At 31.8% G+C, this 20,728-nt stretch carries 17 protein-coding genes, 2 tRNA genes and 1 other RNA gene; 12 read left to right on the forward strand and 8 right to left on the reverse strand.

Annotated elements, in window-relative coordinates:
• The 7 genes from ACWXVT_RS00740 to ACWXVT_RS00770 all read left to right on the forward strand — a co-directional run bounded on the left by ACWXVT_RS00740 (nt 1) and on the right by ACWXVT_RS00770 (nt 5,540).
• Nucleotides 1-291 carry a YlxR family protein gene (locus ACWXVT_RS00740; RefSeq protein ID WP_455967676.1) on the forward strand — a complete coding sequence of 97 codons (291 nt, stop codon included), beginning with the start codon at nt 1-3 and terminating at the stop codon, nt 289-291.
• A complete protein-coding gene (gene infB / locus ACWXVT_RS00745) occupies nt 258-2,066 on the forward strand; it encodes a translation initiation factor IF-2 (RefSeq protein WP_438341464.1) in 1,809 nt (602 codons plus the stop codon). The genes ACWXVT_RS00740 and infB overlap by 34 nt, the downstream gene beginning before the upstream one ends.
• Complete coding sequence (rbfA, locus tag ACWXVT_RS00750; RefSeq protein WP_438341463.1) at nt 2,059-2,397, forward strand: 30S ribosome-binding factor RbfA; 339 nt, start codon at nt 2,059-2,061, stop codon at nt 2,395-2,397. The genes infB and rbfA overlap by 8 nt, the downstream gene beginning before the upstream one ends.
• A complete protein-coding gene (gene mnmG / locus ACWXVT_RS00755; RefSeq protein ID WP_455967677.1) occupies nt 2,390-4,222 on the forward strand; it encodes a tRNA uridine-5-carboxymethylaminomethyl(34) synthesis enzyme MnmG in 1,833 nt (610 codons plus the stop codon). Before rbfA ends, mnmG begins: the two co-directional genes overlap by 8 nt.
• Nucleotides 4,212-4,646, forward strand: a complete 435-nt coding sequence (locus ACWXVT_RS00760; protein ID WP_438341461.1) for a 23S rRNA (pseudouridine(1915)-N(3))-methyltransferase RlmH — start codon at nt 4,212-4,214, stop codon at nt 4,644-4,646. Before mnmG ends, ACWXVT_RS00760 begins: the two co-directional genes overlap by 11 nt.
• A gap of 131 nt (nt 4,647-4,777) precedes the next feature.
• Nucleotides 4,778-4,874, forward strand: an RNA gene (ffs, locus tag ACWXVT_RS00765) — signal recognition particle sRNA small type.
• 9 nt (nt 4,875-4,883) lie between these two features.
• Nucleotides 4,884-5,540: a hypothetical protein gene (locus ACWXVT_RS00770; protein WP_438341460.1), complete on the forward strand. Its 657-nt coding sequence runs from the start codon at nt 4,884-4,886 to the stop codon at nt 5,538-5,540.
• Nucleotides 5,541-5,707: 167 nt separating this feature from the next.
• Here the strand turns inward: ACWXVT_RS00770 and ACWXVT_RS00775 are convergent, their stop codons facing one another.
• Both ACWXVT_RS00775 and gpmI read right to left on the reverse strand, forming a co-directional pair.
• Nucleotides 5,708-5,935, reverse strand: a complete 228-nt coding sequence (locus ACWXVT_RS00775; protein WP_455967678.1) for a hypothetical protein — start codon at nt 5,933-5,935, stop codon at nt 5,708-5,710.
• 475 nt (nt 5,936-6,410) lie between these two features.
• A complete protein-coding gene (gene gpmI / locus ACWXVT_RS00780; RefSeq protein ID WP_438341458.1) occupies nt 6,411-7,946 on the reverse strand; it encodes a 2,3-bisphosphoglycerate-independent phosphoglycerate mutase in 1,536 nt (511 codons plus the stop codon).
• Between the two features lie 45 nt (nt 7,947-7,991).
• Here gpmI and ACWXVT_RS00785 point away from each other — a divergent pair, with 45 nt between their 5' ends.
• From ACWXVT_RS00785 to ACWXVT_RS00805, 5 genes are all read left to right on the forward strand, one after another.
• Entirely contained in the window at nt 7,992-8,792 is an 801-nt protein-coding gene (locus ACWXVT_RS00785; RefSeq protein ID WP_438341457.1) for an alpha/beta fold hydrolase, read from the forward strand.
• Nucleotides 8,793-9,070: 278 nt separating this feature from the next.
• Complete coding sequence (cypl, locus tag ACWXVT_RS00790; protein WP_455967679.1) at nt 9,071-10,327, forward strand: ABC transporter thiamine pyrophosphate-binding lipoprotein p37/Cypl; 1,257 nt, start codon at nt 9,071-9,073, stop codon at nt 10,325-10,327.
• Complete coding sequence (locus ACWXVT_RS00795) at nt 10,320-11,081, forward strand: phosphonate ABC transporter ATP-binding protein (RefSeq protein ID WP_455967680.1); 762 nt, start codon at nt 10,320-10,322, stop codon at nt 11,079-11,081. The genes cypl and ACWXVT_RS00795 overlap by 8 nt, the downstream gene beginning before the upstream one ends.
• A 179-nt stretch (nt 11,082-11,260) precedes the next feature.
• The gene (locus ACWXVT_RS00800) at nt 11,261-12,862 is read left to right on the forward strand and encodes a PhnE/PtxC family ABC transporter permease (RefSeq protein ID WP_455967681.1); all 1,602 of its coding nucleotides are present in this window, start codon (nt 11,261-11,263) and stop codon (nt 12,860-12,862) included.
• Nucleotides 12,855-13,835 (forward strand): S66 family peptidase, encoded by a 981-nt coding sequence (locus ACWXVT_RS00805; protein WP_455967682.1) that lies wholly within the window; start codon nt 12,855-12,857, stop codon nt 13,833-13,835. Before ACWXVT_RS00800 ends, ACWXVT_RS00805 begins: the two co-directional genes overlap by 8 nt.
• 97 nt (nt 13,836-13,932) lie before the next feature.
• Here the strand turns inward: ACWXVT_RS00805 and ACWXVT_RS00810 are convergent.
• The 6 genes from ACWXVT_RS00810 to plsX all read right to left on the reverse strand — a co-directional run bounded on the left by ACWXVT_RS00810 (nt 13,933) and on the right by plsX (nt 20,727).
• Nucleotides 13,933-14,007: transfer RNA gene (locus tag ACWXVT_RS00810), tRNA-Gln, on the reverse strand.
• A 5-nt stretch (nt 14,008-14,012) separates the two neighbouring features.
• A tRNA-Tyr gene (locus ACWXVT_RS00815) sits at nt 14,013-14,096 on the reverse strand.
• Nucleotides 14,097-14,189: 93 nt separating this feature from the next.
• Nucleotides 14,190-16,106 carry a M13 family metallopeptidase gene (locus tag ACWXVT_RS00820; RefSeq protein ID WP_455967683.1) on the reverse strand — a complete coding sequence of 639 codons (1,917 nt, stop codon included), beginning with the start codon at nt 16,104-16,106 and terminating at the stop codon, nt 14,190-14,192.
• Between the two features lie 2 nt (nt 16,107-16,108).
• Nucleotides 16,109-19,045, reverse strand: a complete 2,937-nt coding sequence (locus tag ACWXVT_RS00825; protein ID WP_438341451.1) for an AAA family ATPase — start codon at nt 19,043-19,045, stop codon at nt 16,109-16,111.
• 1 nt (nt 19,046) lies between these two features.
• On the reverse strand, nt 19,047-19,739 hold the full coding sequence (gene rnc / locus ACWXVT_RS00830; protein WP_455967684.1) for a ribonuclease III: 693 nt from the start codon (nt 19,737-19,739) through the stop codon (nt 19,047-19,049).
• The gene (gene plsX / locus ACWXVT_RS00835; protein ID WP_438341449.1) at nt 19,732-20,727 is read right to left on the reverse strand and encodes a phosphate acyltransferase PlsX; all 996 of its coding nucleotides are present in this window, start codon (nt 20,725-20,727) and stop codon (nt 19,732-19,734) included. Before plsX ends, rnc begins: the two co-directional genes overlap by 8 nt.
• Between the last annotated feature and the right edge of the window lies 1 nt (nt 20,728).

Raw genomic sequence — 20,728 nt, forward strand, 5'->3', positions numbered from 1 at the left:
TTGAAAAAAGACACAGTTTTACGCAAAAATTGCGTTGACAATAAAGTATATAGTGCAAACTCAATGTTAAGATTTGCCAAATTTAAAGATAATACGTTTCATTTTGATCCTGAACATAAATTAGGAGGTCGAGGAGGATATTGTTTAAACGACGAACAAACTATTAATACAATGTTTAGTCGTAAATACCTAAATCGCGCCTTTAGAATGAACATTCAACAAGAAATTTATAAACAACTAGAAGAAGAGGTGAAAATATGGCTTGCAAAACAAAAAGAAAATCAAATTTAGAAGACGTAAAAAGTCATTTAAAAAACGCTGAAATAAAGTTGCAAGATGGTGTTTTTTACTTTACTGGACCAATGACTATTTCGGACTTTAGTCAGTCAATATCAATCAAACCAAATGATGTTATTATGCACTTTTTCAAAAAGGGTATTGCTAAAACGCTGAACACATCATTAACTGAAGAAGAAATTGCTGAACTATGTTTAGAATTTGACTATGACTTTGTCAAAAGTGAAAATGTTAACGCCCAAAATGTTGTTGACTCATTGGTTATTAGTCATGAAGGGGCTAAACTTACACAACGCCCACCGGTTGTTACAATAATGGGGCACGTTGACCATGGGAAAACCACACTGATTGACAAAATTAGAAACTCAAATGTTATCTCAACTGAATTTGGGGGAATTACTCAACACACTGGAGCATACCAAGTAACACACAACAATTCAAAAATCACTTTCCTTGACACACCAGGACATGAAGCATTTACTGAGATGCGTTCAAGGGGTGCTAAAGTTACAGACATTGTAGTTTTAGTTGTTGCTGCAGACGATGGGGTAAAACCACAGACAAAAGAAGCGATAGCACACTCAAAAGCTGCTGGAGTTCCAATGATTGTTTTTGTTAACAAGATGGATAAGCCAAATGCTGATGGTGAAAAAGTTAAAGCACAACTTTCTGAAAATGATGTTGTTTCTGAAGAATGAGGAGGAGATGTTCAATTTGTGTATGGTTCTGCTCTTCAGGGTAAAGGAATTAACGAATTGTTTGATGCTATTTTTGTTTTAAGCGAAATGTTGGAATTAAAAGCTGATTTCGACCGTGAAGCAATTGGAACAATAGTTGAATCGCGTTTAGATAAAGGTAAGGGAGTGGTTGCAACAGTTATCGTTGAAAATGGTACATTGTTAACTCGTGATTTTATTGTTGCTGGTTCACAATATGGAAAAATTCGTTCAATGACAGACAGCGAAGGAAATGAAATTCAAAAAGCAACCCCTGGTATGCCTTGTGTTATTACTGGACTAAACAAAAACCCTTCAGCTGGGGACAAATTTGTTGGACTGAGCGACGAAAAATATGCTAAAAAACTAGCTGAAGAAAAAGCTTTTTTAGATAAGCAAAAAGAATTAAGCGAAAAAAATGTTGTTGTTGCTGATGGTGACAAAAAAATCGTTAACGTAATTATTAAAACTGACGTTCAAGGGGTGGCTGAAGCAATTAAAAGCGCTCTTTCAAAACTGGGAAATGATGAAGCAACTTTAAACATTATCCAAGCATCAAATGGGGATGTAACAAAAGCTGACGTAACACTTGCTTCAACATGTAACGGAATTATTTATGGTTTCAATGTGTCGATTAATGAAAGCGTTAAATCTCTTGCAGATCAAAAAGGTGTAGAAGTTAAATTACATAATGTTATTTACAAGATTGTTGATGAATTGGAAGCAAAACTAAAAGGGTTAAAAGAACCTGTCTATGAAGAAAAACAAATTGCTGAAGCAATTATTTTACAAATTTTCTACTACTCAAAAGTTGGAAACATAGCAGGATGTAAAGTGTTATCAGGGCAAGTAAAAGCAAATTCCAAAGTCGAAGTAATTAGAAATAATAAAGTTGTTTATAAAGGTGTAATTGACTCACTGAAAAAAGAAAAAAATGATGCAAAAACCGTTGATAATGGGTTTGAATTCGGTACCCATATCAAAGATTTTGATATGATTAAAGTAGATGATACATTAAAATTTTACGAGGACGTATTAGTTGAAGATGAATAAAATACAACACGAAAGAAAAGAGTCATTGCTAACTCAATTGGTAAGTAATGCTCTACTAGAACTTAAAGACTTTGATGTGACAAATGTTGCAATCAATGATGTGGTATTATCTAATGATGATCAACATGCAAAAGTGTATGTGACTTTGTTCAAAGACAAAGAAAGATACTATGAAAAATTGCAAGCAATGACACCTTTTATAAGAAGTGTCGTAGCTCAAAGTTGAAAATATTACAAAGTTCCACAGTTAATTTTTTCTTTAGATACAGTGGAACCTAAAGCACAAAGAATCGAAAAGATTTTGGCAGAAATCAAAAAAGAAAATGAATAACAAGTTTGATGCCATCGTTATTGGTGGCGGTCATGCAGGAATTGAAGCAACTTATGCGTTGGCAAAACGCAATCTAAAAGTTGCTTTAATTTCTTTAGATAGAACAAAATTGGCAATGATGCCTTGTAATCCTTCAATTGGTGGTTCAGCAAAAGGAATAATAACAAGAGAAATCGATGCCCTTGGAGGAATGCAAGGGTATTTTGCTGATATGGCAATGATACAAATCAAAATGCTTAACACATCAAAAGGTCCTGCTGTATGAAGCTTACGGGCACAAATTGACAAAGATAAATACTGCCAAATCATTTTAGAAGATATTCAAAATCAACCTAATATAACCTTGTTTGAAGATTTAGTAACTGACTTAGTAGTTGACAATGGTGTTTTAAAAGGTGTAATAACTCAAGAACATGGTGCTCTTTATGCAAACGCTGCTGTTATGACTACTGGTGTTTACATGAATAGTCGAATCTTGCAAGGAGATGATGTTAAACAATCAGGTCCTGACGGACAAAGAACTGATGTTAACTTGAGTCAAAATTTAGCAAAATATGGTTTCAGAATTCAAAGATTAAAAACTGGAACTCCTTGTCGTATTTACACAGATTCGATTGATTTTAGTCAAGTGGAAGAAGAACAATTAGAAGAAAATGAATTAAGTTTTTCAACAAGAAGTGGAATCAAGTTAAACAAGCAAACATCTTGTTGGCTGACACATACTACTGAGGAAACAAAAAAAATCGTTTTGGAAAATTTAGACAAATCAAGTATGTATTCAGGACTTATTGTTGGAACGGGACCAAGATATTGTCCTTCATTTGAAGATAAGATTGTTCGTTTTCCGGAAAAAATTGGACACCACATCTTTTTCGAACCCGAAACTAATCGCGGTGACATTATGTATATTAATGGACTTTCAACATCTATGCCAGTTGATGTACAAGATAGAATGATTAGAACAATACCTGGTCTAAAAGATGCTAGAGTGCAAAAATATGGGTATGCCATTGAATATGATGCAATTAACCCTTTAGATCTAAAAAGAAATCTTGAGACTAAACTAATACAAGGATTTTTTAGTGCTGGCCAACCTAATGGAACTAGCGGTTATGAAGAAGCAGCTGCGCAAGGTCTAATAGCTGGAATAAATGCTGCTAACTACATTCAAAATCGTGAACCTTTATATCTGGATCGTTCAGATTCATACATTGGAGTACTTATTGATGACTTGGTCACAAAGGGGACAGCTGAACCTTACCGTATGTTAACTTCTCGTGCTGAGTATCGCTTGTTACTAAGAAATGATAATGTTGATCAAAGGTTATCAAAATACGCTTATGAAAACTCAATGATTTCAGAACAAAGATATAAAGAAATAGTTAATAAATATCAGCTTATCGAGAATAAAATTCAAGAACTTAAAAATACGTTTGTAGGTTCAACTTCAGAACTAGGTAAAAAATACAATGTTGAACATGGACTTAGCTATTTAAAACTATTGGCACGTCCAGAAGTTGATCCTTATGATGTTGTTGGAAATTTCCCTTATATCAACGAATTAACTGTCAATGTGCGTTTGTTTGGATATATTGAAAAACAACAAACTCAAGCAGCAAAAATGAAACGTCTAGAAGAATTAAAAATACCTGAAGATATAGATTATTTTAAAGTTGAAAACTTGGCATACGAAGCAAAAGAAAAATTATCAAGGGTAAGACCAACAACCATTGGTCAAGCATCAAGAATAAGTGGAATTAATCCAGCAGATATTCAAATGTTAATGTTCCACATGGACCAAAAGAGAAAGAAAAATGAAGCTTAATTTGATTTGTGTAGGTTCTTTAACTGGAGATTTTCAAAATCTTTACGACTCTTATTTAAAAAAGTTAAAATTTTTTACAACTGTTAACTTGATTGAAATAAAAGAAGTTAAAGAAGATAATATTGAATTGAAAATTAAAAAAGAGACTGAAGCAATCTTGGCAAAAATTCCCAAGAATAGTGAGATATATTACTTTAGTTTACAAGGCAAACAATATAGTTCTGAGGAGTTTGCAAAAATAGTAACATCGAAAGATAATATAACCTACATAATAGGTGGCTCGAATGGAGTGGATGAGAGCTATTTTGACAAGAAAATAAACTTTTCTCCTATGACCTTTCCACATCAACTTTTTAGAGTAATGGCAATTGAACAAATTTATCGTTCTTTTGCTATAACAAACAACATTAAGTATCACAAATAATCGCGTGATACTTTTTTTATTTTCCGACTCAAATAATACTCATTTTGAGTACTTTTTTACCGGTAGAGTATAACATTAAAAATAGTGACAAAAGTCCATGTGAAACAGTTTGTATGTTGGTTGTGGTATAATTATGAAGCCATGAGAATGATAACCTTGTAACCTGGTCAGGATGGAAACATAGCAGCCATATCGAGAAGTGTTGTGTCTTGTGGTTTTTTATTTAAAAGGAGCAATATGTTTTTTATAAACAAAGCCTTAATTCCATTATTTAATAAACCACATCATTTTGTATTGCTTTATAAAAACCCGGAGATCGCAGTGTGAACTCAGTTGTATCGAAAAGACGCATTTGACAAAAAACCTGAGTGAACAACTCTTGAAGAATTTGTGCCTAATGCTAGTCAGTACGATAAAGAAAACTTTACCAATTTTTACATTGATCCTTCATTTTTCTTTGTAAGTGGCAGTGAAATTTTTGATAAAACTATTTATCCCGACAATGACTGAGACTTTAAAAAAGAAGAAAACAACTACATAGGTTCGCAATTAGTTGTAGAGTTAATGAGATCATTTTTAAACTCATTGGCTGAAAATGAACCAAGTGGATGCATAGTGTTTTATGAACAAGACGTTCAATCGAAACAATTTGAGATTAGACCATATTACATGTGTATAAATGTCGAATTAGCGCAAAGAGATCGTCAAGAAATAGAAAATCAAACTGAAGACAATAAAGAAATTTTTACTAAATTTTTAGACCAAGTTTTTGAAAAAGAAATTGTTTCAGCAAATGAAATTTGACAAACAAATCCTAACGTTCAAACATATAAGGCGAGATTGAAACTTTACACACAGCACTTTATAAAAATAGCTCAAAAAACAGTCAAATAATTTTATTAAATTAGACACCGTCGCTTATGCAAGTGTCTGATTTTTTTTTTTTTTTTTGCAGTGTAAGTTTAATAATAACTTGTATAAAAAAGATTTACGTAACCCCATTTGGTTAATAAAAAAGCATTTAGACACAATTGATTTCTAAATGCTTTTTGATCTGAATTTTACTTGAAATACAAATTACAGATTTCTAAGAATTTGTTTTTTTGCTCATCCTCTAATTTTGAATAACAAACAGAAAGAAGGAATTCTAGTTTTTCCTGGGCTGTTATCTCGCTTTTTCATTCATAATAATTTAGCTGATAGAAAACTAAAACAAAAAAGTCGAAAGTTCTAATTGACAATTTGGCTTTTGTTTGTTGTGAGTGAATCGAAAAATGCAAATTATTCATTGTTAGCTGTATTGTCTTTTGTTTTTTTCCTCATGATCAATTTGTTCTAAATAGAAAAGGTAGACTAGGATTTTCTTTGTTTAAAATTTTTTCATTCAAATCTCTAACATTATTGATATTTATTTTTGATATTACGTGATTTCTATTTATAAGTCTGTTCATTCTTAAAAAAATAAACAAGAGAATAAACCAGAATAAAGGAAACAGCAAAATATAGATTATCAATAAAGTATTTGTTAAGATTTCGCTTTCTTCAGAATTAAAGAATTTAATAGTTCAATAAACCAAAGGAATTTCTAAGATCAAAAGTAGAAAAGTAAACAATAAAAACTTCATAAGGCTTGCTTTTGCTATTTGTTTGCTAACTCAAAAACTTTTTCGTTTTGATAAATCTAACATTCTTCAGGTTGGTAGCTTATAAAAATTTATTCCTTGAATTATGAGTATGCAACCCAAAGCATAAAGTGTTATAAGATTATAATTCATTATTTTTTTCTTCCTTTTCGCAATTGATAAGATTTCTACCAATCATCTCAATCGGAACTTTTATATTTAAATAATTTAATATTGTTGGAGCAACATCGCATAGTGATCCATTACCAAGATTTATATTTTTGTCACTTGTAACAAACATGACAGGAAAAGTAGTGTGCTTTGTAGCTGGTTTATTGTTTTCGTCTTCAGTTAGTTCAGCATTTCCGTGATCTGCAGTTATAAATCAAGTGATATTTTTATTGTTTTCAACGTAATCCAAAATTCTAGCAAATTGAGTATCTAAAATTTCTATTGCTTTGATTGTGGATTGTAAGTTCCCTGTGTGTCCTACCATATCAGGATTGGCATAATTCATAACCACAAAATCAGTATTTTCTACATTTTCCAACAATCGATCTGTGATTTCTTTAGCTGACATTTGTGGGGCATTAGCATAAGATTCCACTTTTAATGAAGGAACCAAAATTCTTTGTTCTAGTGGGTATTCAACGTCTTTTCCACCATCAAAAAAGAAAGTAACGTGTGCATATTTTTGAGTTTCTGCTAGTCTTAATTGTTGTATTTTGTTCTTAGCTAAAACTTCACCTAAAGGAGAATTTACTATCATTTCTTCAAATGCAATTTGAGTATTCAAACCTTCGTATTTCATCATCGATACAAAATTGTCAATTTTTACTGCATTCTTTGGAATGTAATTGTAAAGATCTGAACCAATAAACATATGTGTTAATTGTCTTGCTCTATCTGGTCTAAAGTTAAAGAAAATTATTGAATCTGAATCACGTATGAACTTTCCATTTCTGTTTTGTGCAGGAATAAAAAATTCATCATAAATATTTTTACTATATTGTTGCTGAATATAGCTATTTACATCATCATAAGCATTACTGCATTCACCCACTAAAGCATCAAAAGCCTTTTGGTTGCGATCAAACATTTTGTCACGATCCATTGCATAAAAACGGCCACTAATTGAACTTATTGGATAACCAAATTGATTACTTAATTTTATTAGCGTGTCAAGTGAATTTTTTATTGACTGAGGTTTTGTGTCACGACCATCTCCAAAAATATGAATAGACACGTTTTTTAAACCTTTTTGGTGTACTAGTTTCATTAATTCAAACAAATGTGTGTCAAGTGAGTGAACTCCACCATTACTCAACATACCAATCAAATGCAGTGTTTTTTGTGTCTTTTTGACTGATTCAATGACATCCAAAAAGACTGAATTATTTTTAAATTCTCCTGTTTCTATTTGATTATTAATTAAAGAAAGTCCTGTGTAGACAATACGCCCGGCACCGATATTTAAATGTCCTACTTCACTATTACCAATTTGCCCTTCCGGCAAACCAACAAATTTTCCTGATGCTTGCAAGATCGAATTAGGATACTCACTTAGTAATTTATCAAAAGTAGGATGCTTAGCTAAAGCAAAAGCGTTACCTTGCTTTTCCTTTCTTATTCCTAGTCCATCAATTATTGTTAAAATGATTTTTTTATTGTTTTCCATATAAAAAATTATAATAATTAAAACATTGTAAGTAAAGGAATTTTTATGAATAAAACAATCAATATTTGTAACGAAGAAATAAATTATTTCATTGAAATTGATGACACAAAACCTTATGTTCTTTTTATTCACGGATTTGGCGATTCATTGAATATCATGCGTTCAATTGAAAGAATTCCTAATCGTGATTTCAATATTGTTGCTTTAGATATGCCTGGATGTGGTAAAAGTAGTTGAAACACTCGGCCTTTGACTTTAGAACACTATTTCGAAGTAGCCAAGACATTTATAAAAGAAGTTTTAACAGACAAAGAACTATACATTGTTGGACACTCGCTAGGTTGTTTGAGTACGTTATATTGTTTAAAACACACACATGCTAAATATGGATTATTAGTTGCTCCAGCACATTATGTTCTAACCAAAGCAAGAAAAGAGTTCGGATTGAAATTTTTAATCCCTAAAACAACAGAAGATGCAATAGAATCCTATCTATTACTGAGTCACAAATATCAGGAACAAATGAAAAGAAGTGCAAATATGTATGCTACTAGTGTGGTTGATAAAGATCAAACTCGCTACAAAAAATTTGGATGAATGATAGAAAACCAAATGTTAAATCTAGACTATACATATAATAACTATTTCAATCTTTTTGCTGGCGTTGATAATTACAAAATAGTAAGTGGTGATAAAGATTACTTTACTAACATATATGAAATTTCTTTAGTTGCTTACCAACAAAATAAAGAACTAACAATTCTAAAAGGTGCAGGTCACGCGGCCTTTTTAGACTCAGGACAAGAAATCTATGAGCAAATAGTAAAAATGACAAAAGAGCACTAAAGACTGGAAAAAAGACACAGAATTACCTTCTTTTGTTCTAGCTACAAACAATATAATCAAAAAAGATTTTCTTTTTATTATAATTTAAGTAAACAAGGGTGCTCGAAAGGGCTGAGATTATACCTATAGCTGATCAGGATAATACCTGCGTAGCTCGTTTCTCAATTTTATACAAGTATTGCACTCCTGTTATCAACGGGAGTTTTTTATTTCCTTGTTAGCAAAACTTGTTTGAGAAAAGGTAAATTTTTTTATCAATATTTTTAAAGGAATGCAAAATGACAAAATTCAAAAAGGCCATTTTTTCTCTACTACCTTTAGCTGCTTCAATAGCTGGAATTAGTGCCGTTTCAGCTGCGTGTGACAACACTGAAATTGACAAATGAGACAAAGACATTACTATCAATGTCAGTTGAATCAACGACGGATGGCAAGGAACAGAAGCAGAAAAAACTTATGTTTCAAAATTGACAGAAGAATTTAACAAGTTAAAAAATGCTGATGAGGAAACAAAACAGTTTCCAGACGTGAAATTCAAAGTTTCTCAAGGTGAAGTGGGGATTGATGACTTGAAAGCAAACAAGGCAAATGCTGACATTTTTGTTGCTTCTTATGCTAAATTTGCAGATTCACTATCAGATAAAAGCAATATTGACACAAACACCTTGCCTGTGGTGGGGCAAACAGCAACATGAAAATTCTCATGAACAATTGGTGATAATACTGCAAGATATACTGATGGTTCTGAATCTGACCCACTAAGAATTCAAGCTGAAAACGAAAACCAAATTCAATTAGCTAATAGTGATCTAGGTGAATATTACACTTGAGATGCTAATAATCCTAAGTACAAGTGAAATGGTTCAGTTTACAACATTTTCTACGACAAATCAAAAACTGACTTCACTTTCTACTACCGTGGTGCAATCTTAATGAGTGGAGATGATGCCCAATTAAAAGCAATTAAAGATGCTTGAGACACAAAAGACTTTAACAAATTTATGAGTTATGGTCTGGTAGTCGGAAAAACAAAAAGTGCTGGAAAATATAGATTCCAAGTAGCCTTGCTTGCAAAACACTTTGGTAAAACTACAGAAGAAGTAAACAAAACAATTCTGACACTGAAAGAAAACAACAAAGTTAAACAAGGTGATGCAAGTGATTTACTAGGTAAAAATGGATTTAATATTGCTTTTGATGATGAAGGTTCATTCAACTGAACAAAATCAGATGGTTCTAAATTTAAACCAAGTGATGCTAATGCTAAAATTCGTGTTTTAACATTGACTGAGGCAGCTCCATATGACATCATTTTAGGAAGAAAGAACTTGAATCCAGTACAAGCAAAACTAATTGCTAAAGCACTTTCTTCAATCAAAGGTGAAGAAAATACACTAGGAGTCTTCACAGGATACAACTACTTCATGAATCCAAAGAATTTAGACTTGTATAAAAAATTATTTGATATTTATTTAGCAGCCAGCGATCCAACTAAGACAATCACTGACATGCCATCTGTAAAAAGTTATGAGTAAAAACAACAAGTTTATCGAGTTCCAGAATGTTAGCTTAAAGTATCAAAATACTAATCAAACAATATTGCAAAACTTAAACTTCAGTATCGATGAAGGCGAAATGATAGCAATAATCGGTCACTCTGGTGTTGGTAAAAGTACTCTATTCAAAGCATTTGTCAAAGCAGTACAAATTACTGAAGGAGACATTTTCATCAACGGCAACTCATTTAATTCTTTCTCTAAAAAACAACTAAAAAGCTTCATTAAAAGTATTGGTTTTTTGACACAGAAAGCAAACTTGATAAACACAGACACCGTTTTTAATAATGTAAAAAAGTCAGCTGTGGATTTTAAAAATCCCTTCATGGCTTTTTTTAGTTTATTATCAAGAAAGCAAAAGGTTGAAATATTTTCAACTTTAGATAAATTAGATATTCTTGATAAAGCATTCTATCGTGTTAGTGATCTAAGTGGTGGGCAACAACAAAGAGTTGAAATTGCAAAACTTTTAATTCAACATGCAAAATTAATTCTTGCTGATGAACCAACATCTAGTTTGGATAATGCTACATCTAATGAAGTCTTAACAATGCTAAAAGAAATCAATCAAAAAAATAAAACTACAATTCTGGTGAATATTCATGATTTGAGTATGGTAAAAAAATATTTCACTAAACTTATTGTTTTACAAAAAGGAAAACTAGTTCTATGAGACTCAACAACCAACATCAGTCTAAGCGAAATGAAACAACTAGTAAACAAAACTACTTAAAATTTGTCTATCGATTATTTTTTTACTATGTAGAATCACCAAAAGCCAAAACCACAAAAAAAATTCGTCCGCTTTGAATCCACATTGCCATTTTTATTGCTCTTGCATTTATTATCTTTCTTTTTTCACTCAATAATTACTCATTAAATTACAATAGTTTTTCTGTATTCCGAGAAAATGTGAAGAAAATTTTCACCTTTTCAAATGTTTCCGACTTAAATGGTTTTGACCAAAATTTGGTCAAGTTAACTTTTAAATATTTAGGAACAACCCTACAATATGCACTCGCCGGAACATTCATAGGTTTTGTTGCAGCAATCATTTCTGCTTCGTTAAGTTCTAAAAATTACAACAACAAATATGTCTCATTCTTTGCTCGCTACTTTGTTTTATTTTTAAGAAGTATTCCAGAAATTGTTTTTATAACTCTTTTCAATCTTTCTTTTTATAGCAAATTAGCCTTGATATTAATATTTTTATGATTTAGCTGGCTGTGATTACACAAATATTTTATTGAAGCTATTGATAACTTAGATAAAACCCCTTATTACATTGCTCGCCGACAAGGAAAAAGCCACAGTAAAGCATACTGTAGTGAAGTTATGCCAAGATTATTTAACAGGTTCATGTCTCTTTATTTATATAGTTTTGAATCTAACATGCGTTGAGCATCACTGCTTGCGGCTTTAGGTGCTCCTGGGATTGGTCAATTGATTTATCACAGCACCGAATTAACGCAAAACATGAGTCAGTTAGGTATCCCATTAGGCATCCTGCTGTTAGTAGTTATTGCATTAGAGGTAATTAATTTAGTACTTAAAAAACATGTTTTTGAAGTTAAATCCAGAGACATTAAAACACGCAATTACAATCAATTAGCAAAGCAATGAGACTGAAGATTACTGATAAAAACACTGATTTTTATTTTCAGTATAGCTATTGCTGTATGATCTTTTGCTACAATCAACTTACAGAAAATGACTGCTTCAGCAACACTTTCTAACTTTTTAAAAAACATTTTTACTCCTGACTGAAATATTTTCGAAAACGTTTTAGAGCCAAACTTTTTTGAAAGTAATTTTGGGATGTTAGTACAGAGCTTAATGTTAGCAGTGATGACATTGACAATAACACTCGTTCTTTCTTTTGCACTAGCACCTTTTGCAACAACAAGACTTTCGAAATCAGGCTCAGTTTATTGCTCAAAGTTTTTCATTGCATCACTAAGACTCATTCCAGAAATCATTATTTTCTTTATTTTTAAACCTATTATCAACGATGCAACAACACTTATCATTTTCATTTTAGGAATATGTTCGATGGGCTCATTCACTAAACAATTTGCGGAAATGATTGACAATGTCGATGAGGAGATTATTGCTAATTTAAAAATGCAAGGCTGGTCAAAATCAAAAATTTATTTCAGATATGTCTTGCCTAGTGTCAAAAAAGATTTAGTTAGTTTAAGCTTATTCTACTTTGAAAACGCCTTTAGAAATATTATTACATACAGTGCAATAGTTGGTCAGAATATGATAATGGGTTACAAGATTTCTAATCTATTAAATGAAAGAGGAACTCATTTATCTAAAGCGGCAGCAATTATGTGAATAGCAACGGCAGCCATTTTTGCAATCAATATTTTGAGTGAAATTATAATTTGAAGAATTAACACTATTAGCTATGACATAAGCTACTGACAAAAATTAAAAATTATGTTCACTAAAAAAAGCCACTCTTTTGTAAAAATAATAAAATTGAAGAGAGGTAAACATGAATAAGTACTGAAATTTAAATAAAGGCGACGAAATCAGAGTAATTGCCCCTTCAAGAAATCTTAATTTAATAGGTAAACCTAACACTGACCTTGCTATAAAAGTACTAGAAGAAATGGGCTTCAAAGTAACTTTTGGTAAAAATGTTTATGAAAACGGAAGACGTTTTTCATCATCTATAGAAAGTAGAGTTAATGACATTCACGAAGCCTATCAAGACAAAAATGTTAAATTGATTTTAACAGTTATAGGTGGGTTCAATTCTAATCAATTACTGCCTTACTTGGACTGAAGTTTGATAAAAAATAATCCAAAACCTTTGTGTGGATTCAGTGACATTACTGCCTTAATTGTGTCAATTTATGCTAAAACTCAAAACATTAACTTCTACGGTCCTCATTTTAGTAGTTTTGCAATGATTCAAAATTCAGAGTTCATTAAACAACAATTTAAAGAAATGTTTTTAGAAACTGACGAGCCATTCAAAATGAAAGAGTCAGACAAATGAAGTGACGATATGTGATTTTTAGATCAAGAGAACAGAGTTTTTGAACAAAACACGAAAAGATTTGTTATTAATCCAGGAATAGCACAGGGAAAATTATTTGGTGGTAACTTATCAACCATTGCCTTAATAAGAGACACGGAATACTGACCTGACTTAAATGATGATATGATTTTCTTCACTGAATCAGTTTCGGCATATTCTTATGATGAATTTGAAAGAATGCTAGTATCATTAACACAATCAAAATGATTTAAAAACGTTAAAGCTTTAATGATCGGAAGAATGCAAAACGGTTCAAAACTGAGTCTTGAGGAAATCAAAGAAATTATCGACAACATTGATGTGTTGAAAAACATTCCTGTTATTGCCAATTTAGATTTTGGACACACAATGCCACTAAGTATTTTACCTGTTGGTTTAGAAGCTAAACTTGATACAAGTAAAGAAGATTTTCTAATTGTCGAAAGATAGAATTATCACTCATTATGAGTGATTTTTTTATTTTTCTTTTGAGAAATTAAGAAATAAAAAACACTCTCATTTGAGAGTGTTGATCACGTTAATGATATGGCTGCCCTTGTTAGATTCGAACTAACGCATGGCGGTACCAAAAACCGCTGCCTTTCCGCTTGGCTAAAGGGCAATTTATGGTGGGAGGGGAGGGATTCGAACCCCCGAACCGTAAGGAAGTGGGTTACAGCCACCCGCGTTTGGCCGCTTCGCTACCCTCCCATTTCTATTGCTTTAATAATTATACACAATTTTAATTTTTTGTGAAATTTTTTGTTCATAAAGAAAAATAGCCCCTAAAGGCTATCTCGCTAATTATCAAATGTTGACTCTTTTTTCTGGAGACATATACATTGGATCGTCTTCAGTAATATCGAATTCTTTGTAAAAATCATCCATGTTTGCAAGTTGTATATTTGCTCTTAATTTTGTAGGAGCATGAACATCGGTTTGAAGCAAGTTTTTAGCAGTTTCCAGTAAATATTTTGCTCTTCAAATAGTTGCATAATTAATCATAAACTCTTTAGCATTAAAATCTTTTTCTAATTTAGCTGCTTCATATGCACAAGCAACTCCACCATTATCAGCAATGTTTTCACTGACAACTAGTTTTCCATTACATTTACCTGCAAAAGTTTCAACACCATCAAATTGAGCAATGATTCCCTGTGCCTTTTGTTCAAAGTTTTTTCTATCTTCATCAGTTCATCAATTTACCATGTTTCCATTTTCGTCGAAATTTGCACCATTATTATCAAAGGCATGGCTAATTTCGTGAGCAATAACAACACCAATTCCACCAAAATTTTGTGAACTAGTTTGTTCTAGTGAATAGAAAGGAGCTTGTAAAATAGCGGCTGGAAAAACAATTTTATTTTGAGTCGGACTGAAATAAGCATTAACTTCACTAGGAGACATTGATCATAGTTTGTTGTTTGAATCTTTATCTACATTATTTAATACTCACGCTGTTTTAAGTTCAACAAAATTTAAAACGTTTTCCAGTAAGTTTGAACCCTCTTCATATGTTTTAGTTTTCATTAAATCATAGTAAGATTCAATTTCATCAGGATACCCAATTGACACTTCCATAGTATCTAATTTTTTTAGTGCCATATTGATTGTATCTTTTGACAATCAAGTGTTTTTTGCTAGACGTTTTTTGTAAATTTCAATCATGCTTTTTGTTAAGTGCTCAACGTCAGCTTTGGCTTCAGGACCAAAGAAATGCAAACCATAGTAAGTTCCTACTGGCATTTTGAAGAATGATAAAGAACTTAGTAATGCAATTCTTTCTTGACTTTCAGCTTCTTTTGAACCGGTAAATGCTCTTCTGAATTCACCAGCAATAATTCTTAATTCATCAGAAAGATAAGCTGAGTAACTTACCAATGTTGCGATGTATAATCTTGCTTTGTAATTTTCAAAATTATCATCAGATAACAATGTATCAATTTCATTTACAAACTTAGGATATCCAACAACAACCATTTCAGGTTTTTTGTTAATTGTTTGTTCAATTAACTGAGCTAAATTAACTTTTGAAGATTTAGTTTTAAGCTCTTCAAGTGCGGTTGGATTGTAAAAATTAGTGTAAACAGCTGCGTATTCAGGCTCTATTGATAAAGGTAATAAAGTTTTGTCGAAAGCAAAGGCTTTTTGTACCATTTGTTTTGCATCTTGTTCGCTTTTGCCAACAAAAGCAAGCAATTTAATAGCCATTTTTTCATATGCATCTAATAGTTTAGTTTTTCTTTCTTCTTCTTGGTAAGGTTTAGTTGAACCCAAAATCAAGCTGTTTGGAAAAACAAATAGAACTTGTTTTTTCGAATTTTTGAAATCTGCTTCTACATCAAATTCAACCGGAACATACAATCCTTTTAGAACAAGTAAACGATAATTCTCAAAAACATCTTTAAATGAGTGCAATTTTTCAATTTCAGCAAGTAAAGGTAAGATTGGTTTTATTCCTAGTTCTTGACGCTTGTTTCAATCTAAAGACATTTTAAAAAACTTAACAAAATTTTGAATTTTAGAGTCATTTGGAACTGATTTTTCGTCATTTTTTCAGTTAAAAAATAACTCTTTTAGCTGTTCTTCAACTTTGTCGTAGATGTCAACAAATGAACCGGCAGATGTACGATCAGGCTTGATTTGAGTTTTTTCCATTCACTCTTTGTTTATTTCTTCATAGAAGTCAATTTTAAGTTTATTGGCATCGTATTTTGACATTATTATTTCCTTTCTTCATCAACTAATTCTTTCGCTTTTTCTAAAGCCACCGACAAGAATGTAGTAATTCCACGGTTTTGCATTGTTGCTCCATACAGTCTATCTACTCTTTCCATTGTTCCTTGACGGTGAGTAATAACTATAAATTGAGTATCTGCTTTCAGTTTGTGCAAGAATTCAGCAAAACGAATAACGTTAGCTTCATCAAGAGCAGCTTCAACCTCATCCAAAATACATAGTGGCAGCGGTTTAGCTTTAAGGATAGAGAATAATAGAGAAATTGCAATTAGCGCTTTTTCTCCCCCTGAAAATAGTTTTAAATTTTTGATTGATTTTCCTGGTGGTTGAGCAATGATGTCTAAGCCTGAATCTAGAAGGTTATCGGGTTCAGTAAAACGAATTTCAGCCATACCCCCACCAAACATCTTGTTAAAAACATACTTGAACTCATTATTGACCAAGTTGACGGTGTTCTTAATCTTAGCAATGATCATTTTGTCCATTTCGTCAATAGCTTGATTAATTTTGTTTACTGCTTCAGTTAGTTCATCTTCAGTTTTCTTGTGAATGTCATAACGTTCTTGAACTTCTTTTACTTGCTCGATTGCTTGAAGGTTAACATTACCTAGCTCTTTGATTTCTTGTTGTAGTTGAAGAACAATTTTCTTAGATACTGAATAGTCAATTTCTGGGTTGTAGTATTCTTCTTTAGCAACTTCAAATGTTAAAGAATATTGTTCACTTAAACGTCTTGCAGCTTGTTGAATAATTGCTTCGTTTCTTGTTTTTTCAATCGAAACACGGTTAAATTGCTCGCTTTCAAAACGATATTTGCTGTCTAATTTTGTTTTCTTATCAATAATTAGATTTAAACGTGCATTAACAGCATTTTGGTGCTGCTTTGTAGTTTCTAAAAGTGCTTCTTTTGCGCTTTTTTGACTAGCTAAAATTTCTATTGACTCAACGAAATTGATATTTTCATTCAGTTGTATTTTCTCTTTTGCTAGTGCTTCATAACGAACTGTTAATTCATCAAATTCTTTTGTGTCTTTTAACACGTTTTCATTGATTTTAACTGCTTCAATCATTAATTCGCGAGCAGCACTAGTATGTTTGTTGTACTGTAATTCTAATTCTTGTACTTCAGTCTCGAAACGCGTAATTTCTTCTTCAATATTTGGTAGTAAGTCTTCAAGTTTTTTGATATTTTCATCTAATTGGAAAACGTTGTTAGTTTGTGGTGCTTGTCCTCCAGTAATAACCCCACCAATACGAATGATATCTCCTTCAAGAGTAACAATCATGTATCTTTTTTCAAGAAGTTGTGAAATTTTTGTTGCTTCATCAATGTTATTAGCAAGGATGATGTGTCCCATTAGAAAGCGTTTTAATTTATCAAATTCAGGTTTAGTGTTAATAAAATCCGCAAGAACTCCCACAAATCCAGGGTGTGTTTTTGCAACTCTTATATGGTCTTCACGAATACTTCTTTCACTAATTGAAGCAAGGGGGATAAATGATGTTCTTCCACCTTTGTTTTTCTTCAAGAATTCAATTGCTTCAACAGCTGTTTTGTCATCAGTAACAACAATGTTTTGAAGTGCATTAGCTAAAACCACTTCGACAGCTGTTGCATATTGAGATGGAACTTCTAACAGCTGAGCAACTGTTCCTTTAAAACCTTTAAATAAATGTGAGTGGTCTAAGATTAATTTTGTTGCACGAGCAAAGTTTAGACCATTATCTTTCATATCTTTAAGGTTGCTAATTCTTGCTTGCACATCACTTCTTTGCTTGTAAACAACAGATCTTTTGTTTTTTACTTCATATATGTTTTCACTAAATTTAAGTGCTTGTGAAGATTCTGTTTGTGACTTTTCTTTGTAATCTTTTTCTAATTGTTTAAAGCTGATAATTCTAGCATTAAGTTCTTCAATTCTTGCTTTTAGTGTTGAAATTTCTTCTTCTTTCGAAACATTAATTTTTCCTTGAAGAATTCATTCTTGTTGTTGTTTTGTGCCTGCATCACGAAGTTTTAGATTAACAATTTGTTCACTAATTTCTTCAATTTCTGAACGCAATTTTTCAACTTCGGAATCAACATTGGTTCTTTCTTTTGAGACAACTGTTGCTTCATTTTCTAAAGCTTTAATTTCGTCACTTAATTGTTTAAGAACTTCTTCACCTGCTCCGTTTTCATTTTGAATTTTTGAATTTTTGTTTTGTGCTTGGTCAATTTCGTGAACTAAAAGACTGATTTCTACATCTTTCAATTGGTTGCTTTTTTCAATGTATTCTTCAGCTTTTGAAGCTTGTCTTTTTAGTGGAGTAAGTTGCTTATCTAATTCTTGAACTTTAGCTGCAATAACATTCAGTGATTCCTCAGTCTTTTGAAGCTTACTTAGTGCTTCTTTTTTTCTTGTTTTATACATGCTGGTTCCAGCCGCTTCTTCAAAGAATTCTCTTCGTCTTTCAGGAGTAGCTTCAGCAACATCGCTAATAGTTCCTTGGCTAATAATAGCTAGCGAAGATTTAGAAATACCAGATTGCATTGCAATCTCTTTAATATCTTTCATTCTTGCTAGTTCGCCATTGATGTAGTACTCGTTTGAACCTTTTCCACGGTTAAGAACACGGCTAATAGTGAAGACATCGTGTGGAATATTTACTGCTCTATCACTGTTGTCAAAAGTTAAAATAACTTCTGCTCTTTCCATTGGTTCTTGACTCTCAGAACCAGCAAAAATAACATCACTCATTGTGTCACCACGTAATGCTTTTGAGCTAGTTTCTCCAAGAACTCAACGAATAGCATCATTAATATTACTTTTTCCTGAACCATTTGGCCCAACAATAGCAACAATTCCTCCGTCAAATTTTAGAGTTACACGATCAGCAAAAGATTTAAATCCATGTGCTTGTACTTCGATTAATTTCATATTAAACTCCTAAACTTTCTAAAGCGTGAAGAGCAGCATTTTCTTCAGCTTCTTTTTTACTCTTACCTTCACCCGTTCCATAGACAGTTTTATTGCAAAAAACTTTCGAAATAAAACCATTCTCATTGGCAAGAGTTTCATAGTGAATAGTTTTCTCAGCAGATTGCATATATTCTTGAAAAAGTGACTTAGGATCTTTATTTTCTTTTTTAACTAATTTATCAAGAGCAGGATAAATAGTTTTTTGTAAAACTTTTTCTACACCATCAAATCCGATTTCTAAGTAAATTGCAGCGATTAAAGACTCAAAAAGGTCAGCATTAGCTTTCTTAGAATCTTTTAATCCTGTTGCTCCTTTTGAGACACGCAATAAATCAAACAATTTTAACTCGTGACTTATTTCGGCAATGAAATTAGTTTTGACTGTGGCAGCTCTAAGTGTTGTTGCTTTTCCTTCAGTCAAACTCTGAAAATGATTGAATATATACTCAGTAACTTTTAGTTGTAATACTGCATCGCCCAAAAACTCGTGGTATTCATATGATTGCTTTAATTGATTTTCATTTGCAAAAGTGCTATGAGTAAAAGATATTACGAAATTGTCTCAATTTTTGACTTTATTAGCATCAATATCAAAATTACTCAACAAATTTGATACCTTAGTTTTAAATTCTTCAAAAGTTCAATTATTCATTTTGCTCCATGGTTTGTTTAATTTTATTTACCACGTCATTTTCCAAGGCTAATTTAATTTGATTTAAAGCACCTAAAAAAGCTTTTTCATCACTCGCTCCGTGTGACTTTAAAACTATCTTATCAAGACCAACAATGAAGGCTGAACCAACGTTCCGATAATCAAATTTTTCTTTGATTTTGTAAAACGGTTTACGCAAAATTAAAGCACCAATTTTAGTGAAAAAGTTTTTTGTAATTTCTTTTTTTAGCAATCTTCCAAATGTTAAAAAACTTGTTTCCATAGTTTTCAAAACCATGTTTCCTGCATAACCATCAACTATAACAACATCACAAATATCCTTGAATAAATCTTTTGGTTCCACGAAACCAACATATTCATAATTTAATTTTTCGAGCGTTTTAATTTGTTGATTTGCTTCTTTAGCTCATTGTGGTCCTTTATAGTCTTCAGAACCAATGTTCAATATTCCTACACGAACTTTATTGTTGTTAAAAAGTACTTTACTAAATTCAGAGGATACACTTGCTCACTGAGTCAAATATTCAGGTTTTGTGTCTAAATTTGCACCAACATCAAGCAACAATCAGTGCCCGTCAATTGCTTTTGGTATCATTGGCATAAAAGCGGGTCTAGAAACATTAGGAAGCCTCTTGATTTTTAGCATAGCCATTGCCAAATACGAACCGGAATCCCCGCTGCTTAACAATGCTTGTGCATCACTGTTATTTAAGTAATTAATGGCATCCAACATTGATGAAGGCTTTTTAATAACATCGCGAAGGTTATCGCTTTTTTCTAACAAGATTGGCGAGTGATGAAACTCAATGTTTGTTGCTAAAGGTTTGTTTAATTGTTTCAAAATTGTTTCATCACCAAATAGAACTAATTTAAATTGCGGATTCGCATTAGCAAAAGAATTTGCTGCTTTCAAAGCTTCTAAACTTCCATTATCATTGTTTAAAATATCAAAAACTATTTTTTTCATA

It is taken from the genome of Mycoplasma sp. 1573, assembly GCF_053851775.1.